The following is a 22,587-nucleotide window of genomic DNA, read 5'->3' as shown; positions in this document are numbered from 1 at the left end:
CGACGCGCCGGTCGATGTGTTTCATCGCATCGGCTTCCCGGCAACCATGCCCGGTGCGGCGGGTCCGGTCACGCAGTTCGTTGCGCGACGCCGATCGACGCGGCTCAACGCACGCAGGTACACTCGCTGCATGAAAACGCCCCGAATCATCCTGCTCAACGGCGTGGGAAGCTCAGGCAAGACGTCTCTCGCGCATGCGCTCCAGGCCATGCTGGACACCCCGTTCCTGCATGTCCAGATGGATGCGTTTCTCGGCATGCTGCCCGCGCGTTACCTGAACGATGCGGACGGATTCACCTTTTCGTCGTTCATCGAGGACGGCAAGGATGTCGTATCGATAAGTAGCGGGCCGGTTACCCGGCGAGCGATGCAGGGGATGCGACACGCCGTCGTCGCGCTGGCGAACCAGGGAAACCATCTGATTGTCGACGACGTTCTGCTGGGCGACGAGAAAGCGGAATACGCCCGTTTGCTGGCGCCGTTTACGGTCAGCATGGTCGGCGTCCACTGTCCGCTGGAGGTCCTCGAGGAAAGGGAGCGGCAACGGGGCGATCGTGTCGCGGGGCTGGCGCGCTGGCAGTACGACCGGGTGCACGCGGGCGTCACCTATGACGTGACTGTCGACACCAGCAAGGCCACGCCGGAAGCCTGCGCGCGACAGGTCGCGCTGGCGCTGGCGCTGCACGGGAGCTGATGCCGGGTTGCTCCTGAAACACCCGCCCGCGCAGCAAGGGCGCCGTTGCCGCGATGGTCCCGCCAAGCAAAACGCCACGGCATGCCGCGGCGTTGTTCGTTACCGCGTTGCGCCGTCGTCCGGCGCGGCGCGATCAGTGGTGCACGTCGGCGGGACGCCCGTCGAAGTCGTGTCCGGCGCGGCGGATGTCGCAGCGCGCATCCTTTTCGCCTTTCACGCCGTTGAACACGATGTTCAGGATCACGGACGTTACCGATGCCAGCAGGATGCCGCTGTGCAGGATCGGTGCGAGCGCGGGCGGCAGCTTCGAGAAGAAGTGCGGCGACACGACCGGCACGAGGCCCATGCCGATGCTCACGGCGACGATGAACAGGTTGTGGCTGTTGTTCACGAAGTCGACCTTCGACAGCACCTTGATGCCGTTCGCCGCCACCATCCCGAACATCACGATGCCTGCGCCGCCGAGCACGAACGGCGGCACCGACGCGACGACCTGCGCCATCTTCGGGAACAGGCCGAGCAGCACGAGGATCACGCCGCCCGTTGCACACACGAACCGGCTCTTCACGCCCGTCACGCCGATCAGGCCGACGTTCTGCGAGAACGACGTATGCGGGAACGAGTTGAAGATGCCGCCGATCAGCGTGCCGAGGCCGTCGACGCGCAGGCCGCGCACGAGGCGATCCTGGTCGACCGGACGATCGACCATGTCGCCGACCGCGAGGAACATGCCGGTCGATTCGATGAACGTGACGAACATCACGGTGACCATCGTCGCGATCGACAGCGGGTCGAAGTGCGGCCAGCCGAAGTGGAACGGCATCACGAAGCCGACCCACGGCGCGAGCGACACGCCTTCCGTGTTGACGCGGCCGATCGCGAACGCGATCGCGAAGCCGGCGACGATGCCGAGCAGCACCGAGATGTTCGCGATGAAGCCGCGGCCGAACTTGTTGATCAGCAGGATCAGCATGAGCACGAGCAGCGACAGGCCGAGATAGACGGGGCTGCCGTATTCCGGGTTGCCGACGCCGCCGGCCGCCCAGTTGATGCCGACCTCCATCAGCGACAGCCCGATCACGGCAATCACGGTGCCGACGACCACCGGCGGGAAGAACCGCAACAGCTTGCCGATCATCGGCGCCAGCACGATGCCGATGATGCCGGCCGCGATGGTCGAGCCGAAGATGTCGAGAATGCCGAGGCCGGGGTTCGTGCCGATCGCGATCATCGGGCCGACTGCCGCGAACGTGCAGCCCATGATGACGGGCAGGCGGATCCCGAAGATCCACAGGCCCAGCGTCTGGATCAGCGTCGCGATGCCGCACGAAAACAGATCGGCGCTGATCAGGAACGCGATCTGGTCTTTCGGCAGCTTGAGCGCGCCGCCAACGATAAGCGGCACGGCGACAGCGCCGGCGTACATGACGAGGACGTGTTGCAGGCCAAGCGTTACCAGCTTGCCGGTCGGCAGCACCTCATCGCACGGATGGACCGTGTTCGATTGCATCTGTCTCACTCCATGATCTTGTTTTCGGGGTGATACGAAGTTATGCGGAATGAATCCGCGCAACAAGAGCGCTGGGTACTATTCCGTTCTTTGCTGGTTCGATATGCCAATTCGGCATGCAACAGGGTGTCGATCATCGGGAAACTGCCGCAGGAGTGAGGTTCCCCGGTTTTATAGCCCTTCAAAATAGCGCCGGCCCCCGTGCCAAATATCGGCTGGTTTATGGTGTGTATCGGGAAGGGCGCATAGTGGCAAAAAGGGGTGTCGAAAAATCGCGCCGGGTTAACCCGCGAACGGCCGCTTTTGCACGCAAGGTGCAGCCCGGTGAAACCCGGCGGCCGACCGCGGCTTTCCTGCATCGCATGACGCTGCGCCGACCGCAAAAGCCGGGGCGCGCATCGCGATCCCGTTATCATCGACATCCGTTCATTCGAATTCACCGTCACGTCATGCGCCTGCTCGGAATCGACCTCGGCACCGGCTCCGTCAAACTCGTCACGCTCGATGCCGATGGCGTCGAGCGCGCGGTCGCGAGCGAACCCTATGCGTTGTCGTCGCCGCAGCCCGGCTGGGCCGAGATTGCGCCCGACGCGTGGTGGCAGGCGCTCGTGCGCGCGGCCGCGCGGCTGCCGGCCGGCGAGCGCGCGCAGGTCGTGGCGATCGGCTTCTCCGGCCAGATGCATGGCGTCGTGCTGATCGATGCGGACGGGCAGCCGGTGCGGCCCGCGCTGCTGTGGCCCGACACGCGCGCGGTGCACGAAGCGGACGCGGCCGGCTGGCCCGGCGCCGGATTGCCCGTCGCGGGAACGCCCGCCGCTCCGAACCCGGTCGCGCCGGGGATGGCGGGCCCGCTGTTGCGCTGGCTGGCCGCGCACGAACCCGCTGCGCTGCGCGCCGCGCGCTGGGCCGTGCAGCCGAAGGACTGGTTGCGCATCGCGCTCGGCGGCGACGTTGCCGCCGATCCGAGCGATGCGTGCGCGACCGCGCTCGCGACGCCCGACGGTGCATGGGATACGCCATTGATCGACGCGCTCGGCTTGCCGACCGACCGGTTTGCGCCGGTCCTTGCGTCGACTGCGCGCTGCGGCGTACTCGGCGCGCAGGCGGCCGCGGCGCTCGGCCTGCCTGCCGGCGTGCCGCTGGCGACGGGCGCGGCCGACACCGCATGCGCGGCGCTCGGCAGCGGGCTCGCTGCGGCCGGCGACGCGCTGCTGACGACGGGCAGCGGCGGGCAGATCGTCGTGCTCGCGGATGCGCTGCCGCCCGCGCGGCGCGGGCTGCATCGCTATCGCGCGGCGGCCGGCGGCGGTTATTACACGATGGCCGCGATGCAGAACGTCGGGCTCGCGCTCGAAGCCGTGCGCGGCTGGCTCGGCTATTCGGGATGGGCGGATGCGTATGACGATGCGTTCGCGCAACCGGCTTCCGAGCGGTTGTGTTTCCTGCCCTACCTGACCGGCGAGCGTTCGCCGTGGATGAACCCCGATGCGCGCGGCGGCTGGCTCGGCCTCGGGCTCGGCGACACGCGCGGCGCGATGATGCGCGCCGCGTTCGAAGGCGTCGCGTTCGCGTTGCGCGCGGGGCTCGATGCGATCCGCGATGCGGATCGTCGCGACCCGGTGACGACGCTGCGTCTCGCGGGCGGCGGCTCGGTCGATCCGCGCTGGCGCCAGTTGCTTGCCGATGCGCTCGGCGCGGCGCTGCACGCGATCGATTGCCCGAATGCCGCGACGCGCGGCGCCGCGCTGCTCGCGGGCGTCGCGATCGGACACTGGCGCGACGATGCGTTGCACGCGCTGGCGCCGGCCGCATCGCCGGTCGCCGCGCCGCGCGACGATCGCCTGCTGGCCGCGCGCCACGCACGCTTCGTCGATCTGTACGCGCGCACGGATGCATGGTTCACGACGGGCGTTTAAACTCGGACACTTGTTCTTTTGCGTCAGCGATGACGCATCGTGGCAAGCCGGCGACCGATTCCCGCACGCGGTGCGCGGCGGGACCGGCCATCATGGCGAGCACGAGATGCTTTTGCCGTGTCGCACGCGAGGTCGGGCGGCATGGTTTCGACCGCTTTGAACGGGGCCCGGTGCGAAGCATGGGACCGGATGCAAGGCGTGGGGCCGGAGTCGGTGCTGAAGCACCGGCTCCGGCCGACACCAGTGTTGAAGCACTGACCCCGGGCGATACAGGCGCTGCAGCGCCATCCCGGGGCGACCCAATTGACAGACAGGAGTGACGCGATGAAAACGAAAGCCGCGATTGCATGGAAGGCGGGCGCACCGCTGACGATCGAGGAAGTCGATCTCGAAGGGCCGCGCGCCGGCGAAGTGCTGATCGAAGTGAAGGCGACGGGCATCTGCCACACCGACTACTACACGCTGTCGGGTGCCGATCCGGAAGGCATCTTCCCGGCGATCCTCGGCCATGAAGGCGCGGGCGTGGTGGTCGACGTCGGCCCGGGCGTCGGCACCGTGAGGAAGGGCGACCACGTGATTCCGCTCTACACGCCGGAATGCCGCGAGTGCAAGTTCTGCCTGTCGCGCAAGACCAACCTGTGCCAGAAGATCCGCGCGACGCAGGGCAAGGGCCTGATGCCCGACGCGACGTCGCGCTTCTCGCTCGACGGCAAGCCGCTGTTCCACTACATGGGCACGTCGACGTTCTCGAACTACATCGTCGTGCCGGAGATCGCGGTCGCGAAGGTGCGCGAGGACGCGCCGTTCGACAAGATCTGCTACATCGGCTGCGGCGTGACGACGGGCGTCGGCGCGGTCGTCTACTCGGCGAAGGTCGAGGCCGGTGCGAACGTCGTCGTGTTCGGCCTCGGCGGGATCGGCCTGAACGTGATCCAGGGCGCGAAGATGGTCGGCGCGGACAAGATCATCGGCGTCGACATCAACCCGAAGCGCGTCGAGCTCGCGAAGAAGTTCGGGATGACGCACTTCATCAACCCGAACGAAGTCGAGAACGTCGTCGACCACATCGTGCAGCTGACCGACGGCGGCGCCGACTACTCGTTCGAATGCGTCGGCAACGTGAAGCTGATGCGCCAGGCGCTCGAGTGCACGCACAAGGGCTGGGGCCAGTCGTTCATCATCGGCGTGGCCGCGGCCGGCGAGGAAATCAGCACGCGTCCGTTCCAGCTGGTGACGGGCCGCGAGTGGAAGGGCTCGGCGTTCGGCGGCGCGCGCGGCCGCACCGACGTGCCGAAGATCGTCGACTGGTACATGGAAGGCAAGATCAACATCGACGACCTGATCACGCACACGCTGCCGCTCGAGCGGATCAACGAAGGCTTCGACCTGATGAAGCAGGGCGAGTCGATCCGCTCGGTCGTGCTGTACTGACCGGGAGCGCACCGTCATGCTCGAACTCGTTTCCTCGCATGCGTGCCACGGCGGCGAGCAGCGCTTCTACCGTCACGATTCGGCGGCGATCGGGCTGCCGATGAAGTTCTCGGTATACCTGCCGCCGCAGGCCGCGCACGGCCGCGTGCCGGCGCTGTTCTATCTCGCGGGGCTGACCTGCACCGACGAGACGTTCGCGATCAAGGCCGGCGCGCAGCAATATGCGGCGCAGCACGGCGTCGCGCTCGTGATGCCCGATACGAGCCCGCGCGGCGCGGGCGTGTCGGGCGAGACCGATGCATGGGACTTCGGGGTCGGCGCGGGCTTCTACGTCGATGCGACCGAAGCGCCGTGGTCCGCGCATTACCGGATGGAGTCGTACGTGACGGGCGAGCTGCGCGAACTCGTCGCGGCCGAGCTGCCGATCGACGGCGCGCGGCTCGGGATCTTCGGTCACTCGATGGGCGGCCACGGTGCGCTGACGCTCGCGTTGCGCCATCCCGGCCTGTACCGGTCGGTGTCGGCGTTCGCGCCGATCGCCGCGCCGACGCGCTGCCCGTGGGGCGAGAAGGCGTTCTCGGGTTATCTCGGCGACGATCGCGACACGTGGAAGGCGCACGACGCGAGCGAACTCGTTGCGCGCGCCGATGCGCCGAAGTTCGCGGACGGCATCCTGGTCGACCAGGGCCTCGCCGATCAATTCCTTGCGAACCAGCTGAACCCCGACGTGTTCGAAGCCGCATGCGCGAAGGCCGGTCAGCCGCTGACGCTGCGCCGTCATGCGGGCTACGACCACGGGTACTACTTCATCTCGACGTTCATCGCCGATCACATCGCGCATCACGCGCGCGTGCTTGCACGATGAGCGGGAAGGGAAGCAGGTAACGCACGCATTGCTGCACGCGATCGCGGGCGCATAAAAAAACGCCGGCGCTGCCCTCGGGCACGCCGGCGTTTTCTTTTGGCATCGAGCGGCGATCAGTGGCGCCGCAACAGGCTCGCGCCGTACACGAGCGCGGACAGCGCGGTGATCCAGAAGCTCGTCGGCCAGTCGGTGTGATAGGCGAGCGTGATACCGGCCCACGCTTCGAACAGCGCGAACAGCGCGGCGAGCAGCACGCCCGTCGACAGCCGCGTCGACACGTTCTGCGCGGCCGCCGCCGGCCCGACCAGCAGCGTGAACACGAGCAGCACGCCGACGATCTGCGTCGCCGCGGCCACTGCGAGCGCGCACACCGCGAGGAACAGCATCGACACCGTGCGCAGCGACACGCCCTTGGCTTCGGCCAGTTCGGGCTGCAGCGACGCGAACAGCAGCGGCCGCGCGATCAGCGCGAGCGCGGCGAGGCTCACCGCGCCGATGCCGGCCAGCACCGCAAGCGTGTCGTGGTTGACCGCGAGCACGTTGCCGAACAGCAGCGCGGTCACCTGGGTCGCGAACGACGTATAGAAATGCAGGAACAGCAGGCCGAAGCCGAGCGCGCCCGACAGGATCACGCCGATCGCGACGTCGCGTCCCGCGAGCCGTTCGCCGAGCGCGCCCATCCCGATCCCGGCCGCGAGCGTGAAGCCGACCATCCCCCAGATCGGCGAGATGCCGAGCAGCACCGCGCCCGTCGCGCCGGTGAAGCCGACGTGCGACAGCGCATGGCCGGCGAAGGTCTGCCCGCGCAGCACCAGGAAGTAGCCGACGATGCCCGCGAGCACCGCGACGATGCCCGACGCCGCGAAGGCGTTGATCATGAAGTCGTATTCAAACATCGTGCGAATGCCCGGGATGAGCGTGTCCGTGGTGGTGATGGCCGTGTCCGCCGCCGCCGTGCGAGTGGCCGTCGTCGTCCTCGTGTTCGTGGTCGTGCTTCTCGATCTCGACGTCGCCCGACATCACGAAGATCTTGCCGTTCACGCGCATCACGTCGATCGGCGACCCGTAGAGCCGCGACAGCACGGGCTTCGTGATCACCTCGTCGACGGTGCCGAGCGCCGCGACGCCGTTGCCGAGATACAGCACGCGATCGAGCGCGTTCAGCAGCGGGTTCAGTTCGTGCGCGGAGAACAGCACGGTGATGCCGAGCTCGCGCTGCACGTTGCGCACGAGTTCGACCACGCCGCGCTGGTGGTTCGGGTCGAGGCTGATCAGCGGTTCGTCGAGCAGCAGCAGCTTCGGGCTGCCGAGCAGGCACTGCGCGAGCAGCAGGCGCTGCCGCTCGCCGCCCGACAGTTCCGACAGCGGCCGGCGCGCGAGCGACGGGCCGCCGACGAGGTCGAGCACGCGGTCGACGTCGCGGCGCGTTGCCGCGTTCGTGTGCGGCAGCCCCCAGCGGTGGCCGTCGGCGGCCATCGCGACGAAGTCGTAGCCGCGCATCCGGCGGTTCGCGAGGCCGCTCCTGATTTGCGGCATGTAGCCGATCGACGCGTTGCCGCGCACGACCGGCACGCCGCCGACCGACAGCGTGCCGGCCGAGACGGGCACGAGGCCGAGCACCGCGCGCATCAGCGTCGTCTTGCCCGCGCCGTTCGGCCCGAGCACGCCGACGAATTCGCCGGGTTCGATCGAGAAGCTGACGTCGCGCAGGATCGTGCGTCCGCCCAGTTCGAGCGTGACGCGATCGACTGCGAGTGCGTGGGGAGTGGCGGTCATGTCGTTACGGTCGCTTATTTCTTGCCGGCGGAAAGCGCGGCGGAGAGCGCGTCGAGCTGGCCGGCCATCCATTGCTGAAAGGTCTTGCCGGCCGGCTGCGTCTCGGTGACGCTGACGCTCGGCACGCCGCCGTCGCGCGCGATCTTCAGCATGCGCTTGGTCATCGGCGCTTCGGCCTGGCTGTTGTAGATCAGCACGCGCACCTGCTTCTTGCGCAGGTCGTTCTCGAACGCGGCGACGTCCTGCGCGCTCGCCTCGGTGTCGTTCATCGTCGCGAGCTGGAAGCGCTGGTTGCGCATGTCGAGCCCGATCGCGTCGGCCATGTAGCCGAACACGGGCTCGGTGGCCGTCACCGGCACGCCCTTGTACTGCGCGCGCAGCGCGGCGACCTTGTCGTCGACGGGCTTCAGCGACGCGACGAACTTCTGCAGGTTCGCGTCGTAGTCGGCCTTGTTCGCCGGGTCGGCGCGGCCGAGCTCGGCGGCGATCGCGCGCGCGGCGGCCGGCATCGTCGCCGGGTCGTACCACAAGTGCGGGTTGTCGCCGGCCTTCTTGCCGACGAGATCGGCGACGACGATCGTCGCGCGCTTCGCCTGCTTCGACGCGCCGAGCAGCTTGCCCATCCACGGATCGTAGTCGGCGCCGTTGTAGATCACGACCTGCGCGTGCTGCAGTGCGCGAGCGGTCTTCGGGCTCGCTTCGAACAGGTGCGGATCCTGGTCGGGATTGCTGAGGATGCTGGTTACCGCGACGTGTCGGCCGCCGATCTGCGACGCGACATCGCCGTAGAAATTCTCGGCGGCGACGACGTTGACGGTCGCGGCCTGCGCGAACGCGGGCGCCGCGAGCGACAGCGCGGCGGCAGCGGCGGCAAGCCAGCGGACAGGCGACAGGGCGCGCCGCGGCGCGCGCTTCAATGCAATGGACATGAAACTCCTCGTTGGAAGGGCGGCGCATGCGCCGCGCGATGCGGCGTCAGCGCTGCGCGGGCTTGCGCTTGCAATGCCCGCACAGGCCGCTCAGCTCGACGACCTGGTGGTGGACTTCGAAACCGTGCGCGGGCTCGCTCGCGGACAACTGCTTCGCGAGGTCGCCGCCGGGAATCTCGACGGTGTCGCCGCACGAATCGCAGATCAGGAACTGGCCTTCGTGCGGCACGCCGATCTCGCAGCACGCGAAGAACGCGTTCTTCGATTCGATCCGATGGATGAAACCGTGCTCGACGAGGAAATCCAGCGCGCGATAGACGGTCGTGGGCGGCACGCGGCCGCGCTGCGGCTCGAGTTCGGCGAGCAGGTCGTACGCGCCGATCGGGCGCTGCGCGGCCAGCACGCGTTCGTAGACCTGGCGGCGCAGCGGCGTCCACGCGAGCCCGTGCTCGGCGGCGAATGCGTCGGCCCGGGACAGCCGGGCGTCAATGGACGATGAGGTAGCCATGGCGTGAAGCAGGCAGTGAAACAGAGTATCGCGATGATATAACGTATCGCCGCGCCGTGCAGCGCGAATTCCCCGTTCCGTCCAAGCTCCGTCCCCTTCATCGCCGATCCGGCCGCACCGCACCGCGCGCGCCGCGCCTTGCCGGGCGTGCGCCGCGGGCCGTCGGCACGCGCCGTTGTGCCGCAGCGCGTCATAGAAAGCCGTCACGTCGCCTTGACAGCGCGAATCGCGTATCCGATCATTCGATCAACAACAGAGCAATTGATCGGTCGGCGAGCGTTCGCTCACCTCGCGACCGTCGTACAGCAGAACGAACCGGAGACAGCCAGTGAGACTGGAAGACAAGGTCGCGATCCTGACGGGCGCCGCAAGCGGCATCGGCGAGGCGGTCGCGCAACGCTATCTGGACGAAGGCGCGCGCTGCGTGCTCGTCGACGTGAAGCCGGCGGGCGGCTCGCTCGCGCGGCTCATCGAGGCGAACCCCGGCCGCGCGGTGGCCGTCACCGCGGACGTCACGCGCCGCGACGATATCGAGCGGATCGTCGCCACCGCCGTCGAGCGTTTCGGCGGCGTCGACATCCTGTTCAACAACGCGGCGCTGTTCGACATGCGCCCGATCCTCGACGAATCGTGGGACGTGTTCGACCGATTGTTCGCGGTCAACGTGAAAGGGCTGTTCTTCCTGATGCAGGCCGTCGCACAGCGGATGGTCGAGCAGGGGCGCGGCGGCAAGATCGTCAACATGTCGTCGCAGGCCGGCCGTCGTGGCGAGGCACTCGTTTCGCACTACTGCGCGACCAAGGCCGCGGTGATCAGCTACACGCAGTCGGCCGCGCTTGCGCTCGCGCCGCACCGGATCAACGTGAACGGCATCGCACCGGGCGTCGTCGACACGCCGATGTGGGAGCAGGTCGATGCGCTGTTCGCGCGCTACGAGAACCGGCCGCTCGGCGAGAAGAAGCGGCTCGTGGGCGAAGCCGTGCCGCTCGGCCGCATGGGCGTGCCGGGCGACCTGACGGGCGCCGCGCTGTTCCTCGCGTCGGCCGACGCCGATTACATCACCGCCCAGACGCTGAACGTCGACGGCGGCAACTGGATGAGCTGACGTGGCGCCGCTCGCACGCGCAACCTGCCTGCCGGCCCGCAACGACGCGGCAGCGCCGCACGCCGCGGCCGCCGTCGCACGACGAGGGCACGCCTGATGGCCGAGATCGTCGTCGCCGGCGAACTGCTCGCCGAATTCGTCGCCGCCGAGCGCGGCCAGGGTTTCGATACGCCGGGCCTGTTCGCCGGTCCGTTCCCGAGCGGCGCGCCCGCGATCTTTGCCGATCAGGCCGCACGGCTCGGCGCGCGCGTCGCGTATGCGGGCTGCGTCGGCCGCGACGCGTTCGGTGACGCGATCGTCGCGCGGCTCGAACAGGACGGCGTCGATGTCGCGCGCATCCGCCGCGTCGCGCGCCCGACCGGCACCGCGTTCGTTGCGTATCGCGACGACGGTTCGCGCAGCTTCGTCTTCAGTCTGTCCACCAGCGCGGCCGCGTGCGTCGATGCGTCCGACGTCGATACGGCGATGTTCGACGGCTGTCGTTACTTCCACGTGATGGGTTCGTCGCTGACGAGCGAATCGGCGATCGCGGCGGTTCAGCGCGGCGTGATCGAGGCCGCGCGCGCCGGTGCGAAGGTGTCGTTCGATCCGAACGTGCGCCCCGAGATGCTGAGCTTCCGCCCGATGCGCGCGGCGCTCGACCAGATGCTCGCCGCCTGCCACCTGTTCCTGCCGAGCGAAGCCGACCTGCCGTTCTTCTGCGGGCCGCAGCCGGCCGAGCGCGCGATTGCGGGCCTGCTCGCGACGCATCCGCTGCTCGAGCGCGTCGTGCTGAAGCGCGGCGCGGAAGGCAGCGTCGCGTTCGACCGCGCGAGCCGCGTCGAGGCCGGCGCTTGCGCGGTGGACGAAATCGACCCGACCGGCGCCGGCGACTGCTTCGGCGGCACGCTGGTCGCGAGCCTCGTCGCGGGCATGCCGATCGATGTCGCGCTGCGCCGCGCGAACGCGGCCGGCGCGATCGCGGTCACGCGGCGCGGCCCGATGGAAGGCAACAGCAGCGCGGCCGAGATCGACCGTTTCCTGACCGAACGAGGTATTGCATGTCCGGCCTGACGACCCTCGCAGAACGCCCGCGCACCGCGCACGCGGATGCCGTGCTGCGGATGATCTTCGACGCGAACCGCGCGGACGCGCAGCGCGGCATCTATTCGATCTGCAGCGCGCACCGGCTGGTGCTGGAGGCCGCGTGCGAAGCCGCGCGCGCGGACGGCTCGCCGCTGCTGATCGAGGCGACCTGCAACCAGGTGAACCATCTCGGCGGCTACACGGGCATGACGCCCGCCGATTTCCGCCGCGACGTCGATGCGATCGCCGCGCGCTGCGGGCTCGCGCAGTCGGCGCTCGTGCTCGGCGGCGATCATCTCGGCCCGAACCCGTGGCGGCAACGCCGCGCGGCCGACGCGATGCGCGAAGCCGGCGCGATGGTCGCCGCCTATGTCGAAGCCGGCTTCGAAAAGATCCACCTCGATGCGAGCATGGCGTGCGCGGACGATCCGGCGCGGCTCGACGACCGCACGATCGCCGCACGCGCGGCCGAATTGTGCCGCGTGGCGGAAGACGCGGCGTCGCGCGCCGGTGTCGCGCCCGTCTACGTGATCGGCACCGAGGTGCCGACGCCGGGCGGCGAGGTCAGCGGCAATACGGGCGATGCGAACGGCGCGGCGATCGCGCAGATCGCGGTCACGCGCAGCGACAGCATCGCGGCGACGCTCGACGCGCACCGCCGCGCCTTCGCGGCGGCCGGGCTCGACGACGCATGGACGCGCGTCGTCGCGGTCGTCGCGCAGCCGGGCGTCGACTTCGACGATCGTCACGTGCTCGACTACGACAGCGCCAAGGCAGCGTCACTCGGCGCGAGTATCCTGCATACACCGCGTCTCGTGTTCGAGGCGCATTCGACCGATTACCAGACCGAGGGTGCGCTCGCCGCACTCGTGCGCGATCACTTCGCGGTGTTGAAGGTCGGCCCCGCGCTGACGTTCGCGTTGCGCGAGGCGCTGTTCGCGTTGACGTTCATCGAGGATGCGCTGATCGACGACGTCGCGCAGCGCTCGCGGTTACGCGACGTCGTCGACGCGGCGATGCGCGCGCAGCCCCAGCACTGGGCGCCGTACTACCGCGGCGACGAGACCGAGCAGCGGCTCGCGCGCCAGTTCAGCTACAGCGACCGCATTCGCTACTACTGGCTGCAGCCGGCCGTCGCGGCCGCGGTCGAGCAGCTGTTCGGCAACCTCGCGCGGCAGCCGGTGCCCGAGACGCTCGTCGCGCAGTGGCTGCCGGATGTCTACGCGGCGTGCCGCGCGGGCGGGCTCGCGAAGGAGCCGCGTGCGTGGGTGCGCCACCGGATACGCGACGTGATCGCGCACTATGCGCGCGCGTGCGGAATGCAGCGGCCGGCGTGACGGGCCGCGAAGGAAACGACGCAAGACCGACGACACTTCGAACAAACACAGGAGACATGCCATGCAACGAAAGATGCTCGACGCCGCCGCACGCTGCTTCGCCGGAGCCGCGCTCGCGACGGCCGCCTGCGCCGCGTCCGCGGGCACGCTGACGATCGCGACGCTGAACAACCCCGACATGATCGAGCTGAAGAAGCTGTCGCCGGCGTTCGAGAAGGCGAACCCCGACATCAAGCTGAACTGGGTGATCCTCGAGGAAAACGTGCTGCGCCAGCGCGCGACGACCGACATCACGACCGGCAGCGGCCAGTTCGACGTGATGGCGATCGGCACCTACGAGACGCCGCAGTGGGGCAAGCGCGGCTGGCTCGCGCCGATGACGGGCCTGCCCGCCGACTACGACCTGAACGACATCGTGAAGACCGCGCGCGACAGCCTGTCGTACAACGGCCAGCTCTATGCGCTGCCGTTCTACGTGGAAAGCTCGATGACGTTCTACCGCAAGGACCTGTTCGCGGCGAAGGGGCTGAAGATGCCCGACCAGCCGACCTACGACCAGATCGCCGAGTTCGCGGACAAGCTCACGGACAAGTCGAAGGGCACCTACGGGATCTGCCTGCGCGGCAAGGCCGGCTGGGGCGAGAACATGGCGTTCGTGTCGACGGTCGTGAACACGTTCGGCGGGCGCTGGTTCGACGAGAACTGGAACGCGCAGCTCACGTCGCCGGAATGGAAGAAGGCGATCACGTTCTACGTGAACCTGCTGAAGAAGGACGGCCCGCCGGGAGCGAGCTCGAACGGCTTCAACGAGAACCTGACGCTGACGGCGTCGGGCAAGTGCGCGATGTGGATCGACGCGACGGTCGCGGCCGGGATGCTCTATAACAAGCAGCAGTCGCAGGTCGCCGACAAGATCGGCTTCGCGCCCGCGCCGGTCGCCGTCACGCCGAAGGGCTCGCACTGGCTGTGGGCGTGGGCGCTGGCCGTGCCGAAGACGTCGAAGCAGCAGGACGCCGCGCGCAAGTTCATCGCGTGGGCGACGTCGAAGCAGTACATCGAGATGGCCGGCAAGGACGAGGGCTGGGCGTCGGTGCCGCCGGGCACGCGCACGTCGACCTATCAGCGCCCCGAGTACAAGGCCGCCGCGCCGTTCTCGGACTTCGTGCTGAAGGCGATCGAGACGGCCGACCCGAACGATCCGTCGCTGAAGAAGGTGCCGTACACGGGCGTGCAGTACGTCGGGATTCCTGAATTCCAGTCGTTCGGCACGGTGGTCGGCCAGTCGATCGCGGGTGCGGTTGCGGGCCAGATGACGGTCGACCAGGCGCTCGCCGCCGGGCAGGCCGCCGCCGACCGCGCGGTACGGCAGGCCGGCTACAAGAAGTAACACGCAAGCAGTCACGCGGCCCGCGCCGTGCGCCGTCGTGCACGGTGCGGGCCGGCGAAGCTGAAAGGCGGGCAGGCCGTTCGCGCCCGCGCATCAACCGGAGGGACCCCGATCATGCGTCACCTGCGTCTTCCCCTGAGTCACGCGCCGTCGGTCGGCGACGCGTCGTCGCCGCCGGGCGCGCCGCGCCGCGCGCGCGGCGGCGCGAGCTGGCTCGTCTCGCCGTCCGTCGCGGTGCTGCTGCTGTGGATGTCGATCCCGCTCGCGATGACGATCTGGTATTCGTTCTCGCGCTACAACCTGCTGAACCCGGACGTGAAGGGTTTCGCGGGGCTCGACAACTACCGCTTCCTCGCGACCGATCCATCGTTCCTGCCCGCGATCTGGCACACGCTCGTGCTGATCGGCGCGGTGCTCGCGATCACGGTGATCGGCGGCGTGCTGATGTCCGTGCTGTTCGACCGCAAGTTCTACGGGCAGGGCATCGCGCGGCTGCTCGCGATCGCGCCGTTCTTCGTGATGCCGACGGTATCCGCGCTGATCTGGAAGAACATGATCCTGCACCCGGTGTACGGGCTCGTCGCGAACGCGATGCGCGCGCTCGGGATGACGCCGATCGACTGGTTCGCCGATTACCCGCTCACCGCGGTGATCATCATCGTCGCGTGGCAGTGGCTGCCGTTCGCGTTCCTGATCCTGTTCACCGCGATCCAGTCGCTCGACCAGGAGCAGAAGGAAGCCGCGCGCATCGACGGCGCGGGCCCGATCGCGATGTTCTTCTACATCACGCTGCCGCACCTGAAGCGCGCGATCGCCGTGGTCGTGATGATGGAGACGATTTTCCTGCTGTCGATCTTCGCGGAGATCTACACGACGACCGGTGGCGGCCCCGGCAACGCGACGACCAACCTGTCGTACCTGATCTACGCGCTCGGCCTGCAGCAGTTCGACGTCGGCCTCGCGTCCGCGGGCGGCATCATCGCCGTCGTGGTCGCGAACGTCGTGTCGTTCTTCCTCGTGCGGATGCTCGCGCGCAACCTGAAGGGGGAGTACGAAAAATGAGCGACCTGACCTTCGAAGGCCGGCGCGTGCCGGCCGTGTTCGACCTCGTGCGGCGCGCGCTGCCCGGCGCGCTCGCGTGGCTGATCGCGTTGCTGCTGTTCTTCCCGATCTTCTGGATGGCGATCACCGCGTTCAAGACCGAGCAGCAGGCGTACGCATCGACGCTGTTCTTCATGCCGACGCTCGACAGCTTCCGCGAGGTGTTCGCGCGCAGCAACTACTTCTCGTTCGCATGGAATTCGGTGCTGATCTCGGCGGGCGTCACGGTGATCTCGCTGCTGTTCGCGGTGCCGGCCGCGTATGCGATGGCGTTCTTCCCGAACCACCGTACGCAGAAGGTGCTGCTGTGGATGCTGTCGACGAAGATGATGCCGTCGGTCGGCGTGCTCGTGCCGATCTACCTGCTGTGGAAGAACGCGGGGCTGCTCGACACGGTGTCGGGCCTCGTGATCGTCTACACGCTGATCAACCTGCCGATCGCGGTGTGGATGACCTTCACGTACTTCAACGAGATCCCGAAGGACATCCTGGAAGCCGGGCGCATCGACGGCGCATCGACGTGGCAGGAGATCGTCTACCTGCTGATGCCGATGGCGCTGCCGGGGCTCGCGTCGACCGCGCTGCTGCTCGTGATCCTGTCGTGGAACGAGGCGTTCTGGAGCATCAACCTGTCGAGCTCGAACGCGGCGCCGCTGACCGTGTTCATCGCGTCGTACTCGAGCCCCGAAGGATTGTTCTGGGCGAAGCTGTCCGCCGCCTCGCTGCTCGCGGTCGCGCCGATCCTGATCGTCGGCTGGCTGTCGCAGAAGCAGCTCGTGCGCGGGCTCACGTTCGGGGCGGTCAAATGAGCGGGGCCGACGAAGGTGCTACCGACGAAGGCGCAGCCTGTCACGGTGCGAACGTGCTGATCTGCGATTGCGACGGCGTGCTGATCGACAGCGAGGCCGTCGCCGCCGACGTGATCGTGCGCGAACTCGATGCGCGCTGGCCGGGCGTCGATGCGCGGCCGGCCGTGATGCCGCTGCTCGGGCTGCGCATCGAGCGCGTGCTGGCGGGTGCGGGCGACGCTGTCGGCCGCACGCTGTCGGCCGACGACGTCGATGCGATCCGCCGCGCGGTCGAGGCGGCGGCCGTCAATGCGCCGATGGTCGAAGGCATCGACGCGGCGCTCGGCGCGATTCAACTGACGACGGCCTGCGCGAGCAACAGCTACCGTGCCTACGTCGAGGCGGCGCTCGCGCGCACGGGCCTCGCGCGCTTCTTCGGCGACCGGCTGTTCTGCGCGGATTCCGTCGCGCGGCCGAAGCCGGCGCCGGACGTGTATCTCGCGGCCGCGCGCACGCTCGGCGTCGCGCCCGCGCAGTGCCTTGTCGTCGAGGACAGCGTGACCGGCATCACCGCGGCGGCCGCGGCCGGCATGACCGTGCTCGGCTTCGTCGGCGGCGGGCATGCGTCGGCCGCACAGATCGACGCGCTGCGCGGGATCGGCGCGCGTCACGTATTCGACGACATGCACGAGCTGCCCGGTTACGTCGCGCGCTGGCAGGCGACGGGCGCGGTGCTGCCGAACTAGCAACGATTGCGCGCCGCCCGAAGGCGGCGCATCACGAACGAACGGAGACAGATCATGGCAAGCGTGCTCCTGCGCAACATCGCGAAGCGCTACGACGAAACCGAAGTGCTGCGCAACGTGAACCTCGACATCGCCGACGGCGAATTCGTCGTGTTCGTCGGCCCGAGCGGCTGCGGCAAATCCACGCTGATGCGGATGATCGCGGGTCTCGAGGATATTTCGAGCGGCGACCTGCTGATCGACGGCGCGAAGGTCAACGACGTGCCGAGCGCGAAGCGCGGCATCGCGATGGTGTTCCAGTCGTATGCGCTGTACCCGCACATGACGCTGTACGACAACATGGCGTTCGGCCTCAAGCTCGCGGGTGCGAAGAAGCCCGAGATCGACCAGGCCGTGAAGAACGCGGCGAAGATCCTGCACATCGATCACCTGCTCGACCGCAAGCCGAAACAGCTGTCGGGCGGCCAGCGGCAGCGCGTCGCGATCGGCCGCGCGATCACGCGCAAGCCGAAGGTGTTCCTGTTCGACGAGCCGTTGTCGAACCTCGACGCCGCGCTGCGCGTGAAGATGCGGCTGGAGTTCGCGCGGCTGCACGACGAGCTGAAGACGACGATGATCTACGTGACGCACGACCAGGTCGAGGCGATGACGCTCGCGGACAAGATCGTCGTGCTGTCGGGCGGCGCGGTGCAACAGGTCGGCACGCCGAACGAGCTGTATCACGCGCCGGCGAACCTGTTCGTCGCAGGCTTCATCGGTTCGCCGAAGATGAACTTCCTGAAGGGCACGGTCGACTCGGTCGATGCGGGCGGCGTGCTCGTGCGTTTCGACAGGGGCGAGACGCAGCGCGTCGCGGTCGAAGCGGCCGGGTTGCAGCGCGGTGCCGCGGTGACCGTCGGCGTGCGCCCCGAGCACCTGCTGGTCGGCACGGCGGCCGCGGGCGTTGCCGCGCGGACGATGGCCGTCGAGTCGCTCGGCGATGCCGCGTATCTGTACGCGGAGTCGGCGGTCGCGCCGGACGGGCTGATCGCGCGGATTCCGCCGCTCGATACGTATCGCACCGGCGAGGCGCTGCGCGTGCACGCGCAGGCCGAGCACTGCCATCTGTTCGACGAGCACGGGCAGGCGTTGCGCCGGCTCGGCGCGCACGCGAAGGCGGCGTGATATCCGGCTGTGGTCGGAAGTGCAGGGGTGCGGCCATGTAATCGACGAACGCGCGCCGCTTCAGCATCGGATGGCGGCCCGACGACTGCGGGGCCCGGCGCGTGGGGCGCGCGTCGGCACCGTTTTCCGGCGTCGCGCGCGGCGGCGTGAAGGGCGGGCGCCGCGGCGTCAGTCGGCCTTCGCGTCGAGCGCCGCGCGCGCGCAGGTTTCGTCGGTGACGAGCCCCGACAGCCAGCCGCCGCGCAGCGCGGCGATCACCGCGTCGCGTTTCTTCGGGCCGCCGGCGAACGCGATCGTCGGGCGCTTCGGCGGCGCGGCGAGCGACACGCTCGTCACGCGCGCGCTGGTCGACACGTCGATCATCTTGCCGTGCGCGTCGATCGGCATGCCGAGCAGTTCGGCCACCGCGCCGAGCGCGGTCATCTCGTCGAGCTCCTGTTCGGTGATGAAGCCGTCTTCGTAGAGCGGGCAGTGCGGGCCGGTGTTGCCGATCCCGACGAACGCGACGTCGGCCTTGCCCGACAGCGCCTCGACGATCCGGTACAGCCGGTGGTTGCACCACTGCGCGCGCTCGGTGGCGCTGTCGGCGAACAGCGGCGCGGGCAGCAGGAAGTGCTTGCTGCCGGTCTTCTCGGAGATGTACTGCGCGACGTCGTAGCGGTTCGACGAGCCGTCGGCCGCGATCGCGCCGACCATCGACACGAGCCGGTGCTGCGGGCGGTCGATCTGCGCGATCTGCGCGACCGCGGCCTTCAGCGTCCGGCCGCTGCTGACGGCGATCACCATCGGCCGCGTCTCGCCCAGGTAGCGCTCCATCACCTGCGCGCCGGCGACCGCGAGCTTGCGGTCGATCGCGTCGGGCGCGTCGGCGTCGACGGGCACGACTTCGCACATCGCGAGGCCGTAGCGCTTCGACAGTTGCGCGCCGAGATCGAGACAGTCGGCGAGCTGGTGGTCGACGCGCACGCGGATCAGGTTCTTCTCGACCGCGAACGCGACGAGGCGCTGCGCGACGGGGCGCGACACCTGCAGCTTTTCGGCGATTTCGTTCTGCGTGTCGCCCGCGACGTAGTAGAGCCACGCGGCACGCGTGGCGAGATCGAGTTTTTCTGAGGACTTGGACACGATAGCGATTCGGTTCGGAGCTGGGGGGCCGCCCGCGGACCGGCCGGCGGGCCGCGGACGGCATCCACTGTACCGCATGTCGTGCGCGCGGCAGGCGGCCGGTGCGCGCCGCCGCGGCGGCGCTTACGCGAGCCGCGCGCGCGACGGTTCGTACAGCGGGCGCACGTGGCGGTACAGCGCGCGGAACGCGTCGAGGCGTTCGCGCAGCAGCGCATGGCGGGCCGCGTCCGGTGCGTATTCGGTGCGCACCGGCGGCTTGGTCAGCACCGTCTGCGGATCGCCGCCGACGGCCAGCCAGCCGAGCCGGGCCGCACCGAGCGCCGCGCCGGTTTCGCCGCCGCCGATCTGGCGCGTGCGCACGTTCAGCGCATCGGCGATCAGTTGCGCCCAGAACGCGCTGCGCGCGCCGCCGCCGATCAGCGACAACTGGTCGGTTTCGACGCCGGCCGCATGCAGCGCGTCGAGACCGTCGGCGAGGCCGAGCGTCACGCCTTCGAGCACCGCGTAGCCGAGATGCGCGCGTTCGGTCGCGTGCGTCATCCCGAAGAACACGCCTTGCGCATACGGATCGTTGTGCGGCGTGCGCTCGCCGGACAGGTAGGGCAGGAACAGCGGCGCCGTCGCGAGCGCGTCGGCATCGAGCGCCTCGACTTCGGCGAGCAGCGCGGGCTCGTCGGTGCCCGTCAGCTTGCAGACCCAGCGCAGGCAGCTCGCGGCCGACAGCACGACGCTCATCAATTGCCAGCGATCGGGAATCGCATGGCAGAACGCATGCACGGCCGATGCGGGATTCGGCATGAAACGGTCGCCGACCACGCTCAGCACGCCCGACGTGCCGAGCGACACGAAGCCGTCGCCGGCGTGGATCGCGCCGATGCCGAGTGCGCTCGTCGCGTTGTCGCCGCCGCCGCCGGCCACCACGACGGCCTCCGACAGCCCGAGCTCGCGCGCGACATCGGCGCGCAGCGTGCCGGACGGCGCGTTGCCCTCGACGATGCGCGGCATCTGGTCGCGCGTCATCCCGCATGCGGCGAGCAGCGCGTCGGACCATTCGCGGCGCGCGACGTCGAGCCACAGCGTGCCGGCCGCGTCCGACGGGTCGGACACCTTCGCGCCGGTCAGCCGGAACCGCAGGTAGTCCTTCGGCATCAGCACGCATGCGGTCGCCGCGAACACGTCGGGTTCGTGCTTCGCGACCCACAGCAGTTTCGGCGCGGTGAAGCCCGGCATTGCGAGATTGCCGGCGAGGGCGTGGAGATCGGGCGCGCGTTCGGTGAGCAGCGCGCATTCGTCGGCGCTGCGCATGTCGTTCCACAGGATCGCGGGGCGCAGCACGCGGTCGTCGCGGCCGAGCAGCACGGCGCCGTGCATCTGGCCCGACAGGCCGATGCCGCGCACGGCCGCGAACGCTTGCGGATGCCGTTCGCGCAGCGCCGCGAGCGCGGCGAGCGTGCCTTGCCACCAGTCGTCCGGATGCTGTTCGGCCCAGCGCGGATGCGGCCGCGACACGGTAAACGGCGAGCCGGCGGTGCCGACGACCGCACCGTCCGGGGCGAGCAGCAGCACCTTCACTTCCGAAGTGCCGAGGTCGATGCCGAGATACATGAACGATCCGTTCCGTCAGAGAGGAGTCGCTACTTTAGCCGTGCCGCACGGCATGTGCCAAGCGGGTTTGCCCGGCTGCGCGGCCGGGCGCCGGCTGTCGCGCGTCAGCGCTGCGCGAGCCATGCGTCGACGCGCGCGAGCGCGGCGCGCAGCGCCTCGAACAGCGCGGCGTTGCCGGCGAGCGAGCCCCACAGCGGGCGGCTCGCGCACAGCGCGACGACGGGGTCGTCGGCTTCGACGATCGCCCGTGCGGCGCTTTCGTCCATCACGCCGTCCTGGTACGCGTACGGCAGCGTGCCGCGCGCCCAGCGTTCGAGAAAGCGCAGGAACAGCGCGGGCAGCACCGCGGTGGCGACCGGCGCCGCGCCGCGCGCGAACGATTCGACGAGCGTCGGCGCGATGAAGCCGGGGATCTTCGAGAAGCCGTCGGCCGCGACGCGCTGGTTCGTGTCGAGCACGTACGGGTTGCCGAAGCGCTCGAGCACGACGTCGCGGTAGCGTGCGAGATCGAGCGGGCTCGGCGTGAGGCACGGGATCACGTCCTGCGTCACGTAGTCGTGCGCGAAGCGCCGGATCGCCGCGTCGTGCGTGCCTTCGTGAATGTAGCTGTAGCCCGCGAGCGTGCCGGCCCACGCGATGCAGCTGTGCGTCGCATTGAGGATGCGGATCTTCGCTTCCTCGTACGGGTGCACGTCGTCGACGAGTTCCGCGCCGGCCAGCTCCCAGCGCGGCCGGCCCGCCGCGAAGCGGTCCTCGATCACCCACTGGATGAACGATTCGCCCATCACCGGGCAGGCGTCGTCGATGCCGGTGGCCGCGAGCACGCGTTCGCGCACGTCGGCGGTCGGGCGCGGCGTGATGCGGTCGACCATCGCGCTCGGCGTGGCGACGTTCGCATCGAACCATGCGAGCAGGTCGGCTTCGCCGCGCCGTTCGAGGAATTCGCGCATCCCCGCGCGAAAGCGTGCGCCGTTGTTGCGCAGGTTGTCGCAGCTCTGCAGCGTGAGCGGGCCCGCGCCGCGCTGCATGCGTTCGGCGAGCAGCGCCGCGAGCGCGCCGTACAGCGTCGTGCGCGCGCCCTGCAGGTCGGCCGCGAGATCGGCATTCGCGATGTCGAGCCGGTTGTGTTCGTCGAGGTAGTAGCCGCCTTCGGTGACGGTGAACGACACGATCCGGCAGGCCGGGTCGGCGCCGGCGTCGATCAGCGCGGCGAGGTCGATCGACCAGGGCAGCACGCGCGTGATCGCACGGATCGTCTCGTACGCGCGCTCGCCTTGCGGCGTGACCGTTTCGAGCGCGTATTCGCCGTGCTGCGCGGCGAGCGCGTCCATCGTCGCGCGCATGTCGTCGCGGATGTTGCCGACGGTCAGCGACCAGCGTTCGTCGGCCGGCACGGCCGCGTTCACGCGATGCAGATACCACGCCTGGTGCGCGCGGTGAAACGAGCCCGCGCCGATGTGCAGCAGCACGGGCGCGCGGGCGGAGGACGATTCGCTCATCCGGTGTCTCCTGTTCGTGCCAGTCTTTCCTGTCGA

21 protein-coding genes are annotated in these 22,587 nt (G+C 69.1%); 12 read left to right on the top strand and 9 right to left on the bottom strand.

Features of this window, described 5'->3' with window-relative positions:
* Positions 1 to 130 precede the first annotated feature (130 nt).
* Positions 131 to 694 carry a chloramphenicol phosphotransferase CPT family protein gene (locus ABD05_RS03080; RefSeq protein ID WP_047898905.1) on the top strand — a complete coding sequence of 188 codons (564 nt, stop codon included), beginning with the start codon at positions 131 to 133 and terminating at the stop codon, positions 692 to 694.
* Positions 695 to 827: 133 nt separating this feature from the next.
* On the opposite strand, the gene ABD05_RS03075 is transcribed toward ABD05_RS03080, so the two are convergent.
* Both ABD05_RS03075 and ABD05_RS38495 read right to left on the bottom strand, forming a co-directional pair.
* A complete protein-coding gene (locus ABD05_RS03075; protein WP_047898904.1) occupies positions 828 to 2,204 on the bottom strand; it encodes a nucleobase:cation symporter-2 family protein in 1,377 nt (458 codons plus the stop codon).
* A 5-nt stretch (positions 2,205 to 2,209) separates the two neighbouring features.
* Positions 2,210 to 2,650, bottom strand: a complete 441-nt coding sequence (locus ABD05_RS38495; protein ID WP_162489608.1) for a hypothetical protein — start codon at positions 2,648 to 2,650, stop codon at positions 2,210 to 2,212.
* A gap of 3 nt (positions 2,651 to 2,653) precedes the next feature.
* Here ABD05_RS38495 and ABD05_RS03070 point away from each other — a divergent pair, with 3 nt between their 5' ends.
* The 3 genes from ABD05_RS03070 (at position 2,654) to fghA (ending at position 6,416) form a co-directional block, all read left to right on the top strand.
* The gene (locus tag ABD05_RS03070) at positions 2,654 to 4,120 is read left to right on the top strand and encodes an FGGY family carbohydrate kinase (protein WP_047898903.1); all 1,467 of its coding nucleotides are present in this window, start codon (positions 2,654 to 2,656) and stop codon (positions 4,118 to 4,120) included.
* 324 nt (positions 4,121 to 4,444) lie between these two features.
* Entirely contained in the window at positions 4,445 to 5,551 is a 1,107-nt protein-coding gene (locus tag ABD05_RS03065; RefSeq protein ID WP_034178897.1) for an S-(hydroxymethyl)glutathione dehydrogenase/class III alcohol dehydrogenase, read from the top strand.
* A 16-nt stretch (positions 5,552 to 5,567) separates the two neighbouring features.
* A complete protein-coding gene (gene fghA, locus ABD05_RS03060) occupies positions 5,568 to 6,416 on the top strand; it encodes an S-formylglutathione hydrolase (protein ID WP_047898902.1) in 849 nt (282 codons plus the stop codon).
* Between the two features lie 113 nt (positions 6,417 to 6,529).
* On the opposite strand, the gene ABD05_RS03055 is transcribed toward fghA, so the two are convergent.
* From ABD05_RS03055 to ABD05_RS03040, 4 genes are read right to left on the bottom strand one after another with little or no spacing between them, the layout of a single operon-like run.
* Positions 6,530 to 7,312, bottom strand: coding sequence for a metal ABC transporter permease (locus ABD05_RS03055; protein WP_047898901.1), 783 nt, complete (start codon positions 7,310 to 7,312; stop codon positions 6,530 to 6,532).
* On the bottom strand, positions 7,305 to 8,192 hold the full coding sequence (locus ABD05_RS03050; RefSeq protein ID WP_047898900.1) for an ABC transporter ATP-binding protein: 888 nt from the start codon (positions 8,190 to 8,192) through the stop codon (positions 7,305 to 7,307). Before ABD05_RS03050 ends, ABD05_RS03055 begins: the two co-directional genes overlap by 8 nt.
* Before the next feature lie 14 nt (positions 8,193 to 8,206).
* Positions 8,207 to 9,121 (bottom strand): metal ABC transporter solute-binding protein, encoded by a 915-nt coding sequence (locus tag ABD05_RS03045; RefSeq protein ID WP_047898899.1) that lies wholly within the window; start codon positions 9,119 to 9,121, stop codon positions 8,207 to 8,209.
* 46 nt (positions 9,122 to 9,167) lie between these two features.
* Entirely contained in the window at positions 9,168 to 9,629 is a 462-nt protein-coding gene (locus ABD05_RS03040; RefSeq protein ID WP_011546084.1) for a Fur family transcriptional regulator, read from the bottom strand.
* A gap of 328 nt (positions 9,630 to 9,957) precedes the next feature.
* On the opposite strand from ABD05_RS03040, the gene ABD05_RS03035 reads away from it, so the two are divergent.
* The 8 genes from ABD05_RS03035 (at position 9,958) to ABD05_RS03000 (ending at position 18,322) form a co-directional block, all read left to right on the top strand.
* A complete protein-coding gene (locus tag ABD05_RS03035) occupies positions 9,958 to 10,734 on the top strand; it encodes an L-iditol 2-dehydrogenase (RefSeq protein WP_034178892.1) in 777 nt (258 codons plus the stop codon).
* 96 nt (positions 10,735 to 10,830) lie between these two features.
* A complete protein-coding gene (locus ABD05_RS03030) occupies positions 10,831 to 11,787 on the top strand; it encodes a sugar kinase (protein WP_047898898.1) in 957 nt (318 codons plus the stop codon).
* On the top strand, positions 11,775 to 13,136 hold the full coding sequence (locus ABD05_RS03025; protein ID WP_047898897.1) for a D-tagatose-bisphosphate aldolase, class II, non-catalytic subunit: 1,362 nt from the start codon (positions 11,775 to 11,777) through the stop codon (positions 13,134 to 13,136). The genes ABD05_RS03030 and ABD05_RS03025 overlap by 13 nt, the downstream gene beginning before the upstream one ends.
* 61 nt (positions 13,137 to 13,197) lie before the next feature.
* Positions 13,198 to 14,523 carry an ABC transporter substrate-binding protein gene (locus ABD05_RS03020; RefSeq protein ID WP_047898896.1) on the top strand — a complete coding sequence of 442 codons (1,326 nt, stop codon included), beginning with the start codon at positions 13,198 to 13,200 and terminating at the stop codon, positions 14,521 to 14,523.
* Between the two features lie 114 nt (positions 14,524 to 14,637).
* The gene (locus tag ABD05_RS03015; RefSeq protein WP_047898895.1) at positions 14,638 to 15,585 is read left to right on the top strand and encodes a carbohydrate ABC transporter permease; all 948 of its coding nucleotides are present in this window, start codon (positions 14,638 to 14,640) and stop codon (positions 15,583 to 15,585) included.
* Positions 15,582 to 16,433 (top strand): carbohydrate ABC transporter permease, encoded by an 852-nt coding sequence (locus tag ABD05_RS03010; RefSeq protein WP_047898894.1) that lies wholly within the window; start codon positions 15,582 to 15,584, stop codon positions 16,431 to 16,433. The genes ABD05_RS03015 and ABD05_RS03010 overlap by 4 nt, the downstream gene beginning before the upstream one ends.
* A complete protein-coding gene (locus ABD05_RS03005) occupies positions 16,430 to 17,158 on the top strand; it encodes an HAD family hydrolase (RefSeq protein ID WP_047898893.1) in 729 nt (242 codons plus the stop codon). The genes ABD05_RS03010 and ABD05_RS03005 overlap by 4 nt, the downstream gene beginning before the upstream one ends.
* A 54-nt stretch (positions 17,159 to 17,212) precedes the next feature.
* Positions 17,213 to 18,322 (top strand): ABC transporter ATP-binding protein, encoded by a 1,110-nt coding sequence (locus tag ABD05_RS03000; protein WP_047898892.1) that lies wholly within the window; start codon positions 17,213 to 17,215, stop codon positions 18,320 to 18,322.
* A 168-nt stretch (positions 18,323 to 18,490) separates the two neighbouring features.
* Here ABD05_RS03000 and ABD05_RS02995 read toward each other — a convergent pair whose 3' ends face one another.
* The 3 genes from ABD05_RS02995 to dalD form a co-directional block, all read right to left on the bottom strand.
* Positions 18,491 to 19,447, bottom strand: a complete 957-nt coding sequence (locus ABD05_RS02995) for a sugar-binding transcriptional regulator (protein ID WP_047898891.1) — start codon at positions 19,445 to 19,447, stop codon at positions 18,491 to 18,493.
* A gap of 123 nt (positions 19,448 to 19,570) precedes the next feature.
* Positions 19,571 to 21,052 carry a xylulokinase gene (xylB, locus tag ABD05_RS02990; RefSeq protein ID WP_047898890.1) on the bottom strand — a complete coding sequence of 494 codons (1,482 nt, stop codon included), beginning with the start codon at positions 21,050 to 21,052 and terminating at the stop codon, positions 19,571 to 19,573.
* Between the two features lie 104 nt (positions 21,053 to 21,156).
* On the bottom strand, positions 21,157 to 22,551 hold the full coding sequence (gene dalD, locus ABD05_RS02985; protein WP_047898889.1) for a D-arabinitol 4-dehydrogenase: 1,395 nt from the start codon (positions 22,549 to 22,551) through the stop codon (positions 21,157 to 21,159).
* Between the last annotated feature and the right edge of the window lie 36 nt (positions 22,552 to 22,587).

The sequence above is a fragment of the Burkholderia pyrrocinia genome (assembly GCF_001028665.1).
Taxonomy (GTDB): domain Bacteria; phylum Pseudomonadota; class Gammaproteobacteria; order Burkholderiales; family Burkholderiaceae; genus Burkholderia; species Burkholderia pyrrocinia.
This window is presented reverse-complemented; position numbering and strand designations above follow the sequence as displayed.

Bases quoted from the DNA above. Each gene is read 5' to 3' on its own strand.
- ABD05_RS03080 (WP_047898905.1), top strand. From the start codon at position 131: ATGAAAACGCCCCGAATCATCCTGCTCAACGGCGTGGGAAGCTCAGGC.
- ABD05_RS03040 (WP_011546084.1), bottom strand. From the start codon at position 9,629: ATGGCTACCTCATCGTCCATTGACGCCCGGCTGTCCCGGGCCGACGCA.
- xylB (WP_047898890.1), bottom strand. From the start codon at position 21,052: ATGTATCTCGGCATCGACCTCGGCACTTCGGAAGTGAAGGTGCTGCTG.
- ABD05_RS03070 (WP_047898903.1), top strand. From the start codon at position 2,654: ATGCGCCTGCTCGGAATCGACCTCGGCACCGGCTCCGTCAAACTCGTC.
- ABD05_RS03015 (WP_047898895.1), top strand. From the start codon at position 14,638: ATGCGTCACCTGCGTCTTCCCCTGAGTCACGCGCCGTCGGTCGGCGAC.
- ABD05_RS03075 (WP_047898904.1), bottom strand. From the start codon at position 2,204: ATGCAATCGAACACGGTCCATCCGTGCGATGAGGTGCTGCCGACCGGC.
- dalD (WP_047898889.1), bottom strand. From the start codon at position 22,551: ATGAGCGAATCGTCCTCCGCCCGCGCGCCCGTGCTGCTGCACATCGGC.
- ABD05_RS03045 (WP_047898899.1), bottom strand. From the start codon at position 9,121: ATGTCCATTGCATTGAAGCGCGCGCCGCGGCGCGCCCTGTCGCCTGTC.
- ABD05_RS03020 (WP_047898896.1), top strand. From the start codon at position 13,198: ATGCAACGAAAGATGCTCGACGCCGCCGCACGCTGCTTCGCCGGAGCC.
- ABD05_RS03010 (WP_047898894.1), top strand. From the start codon at position 15,582: ATGAGCGACCTGACCTTCGAAGGCCGGCGCGTGCCGGCCGTGTTCGAC.
- ABD05_RS03055 (WP_047898901.1), bottom strand. From the start codon at position 7,312: ATGTTTGAATACGACTTCATGATCAACGCCTTCGCGGCGTCGGGCATC.
- ABD05_RS03065 (WP_034178897.1), top strand. From the start codon at position 4,445: ATGAAAACGAAAGCCGCGATTGCATGGAAGGCGGGCGCACCGCTGACG.
- ABD05_RS03025 (WP_047898897.1), top strand. From the start codon at position 11,775: ATGTCCGGCCTGACGACCCTCGCAGAACGCCCGCGCACCGCGCACGCG.
- fghA (WP_047898902.1), top strand. From the start codon at position 5,568: ATGCTCGAACTCGTTTCCTCGCATGCGTGCCACGGCGGCGAGCAGCGC.
- ABD05_RS03030 (WP_047898898.1), top strand. From the start codon at position 10,831: ATGGCCGAGATCGTCGTCGCCGGCGAACTGCTCGCCGAATTCGTCGCC.
- ABD05_RS03005 (WP_047898893.1), top strand. From the start codon at position 16,430: ATGAGCGGGGCCGACGAAGGTGCTACCGACGAAGGCGCAGCCTGTCAC.
- ABD05_RS03050 (WP_047898900.1), bottom strand. From the start codon at position 8,192: ATGACCGCCACTCCCCACGCACTCGCAGTCGATCGCGTCACGCTCGAA.
- ABD05_RS03000 (WP_047898892.1), top strand. From the start codon at position 17,213: ATGGCAAGCGTGCTCCTGCGCAACATCGCGAAGCGCTACGACGAAACC.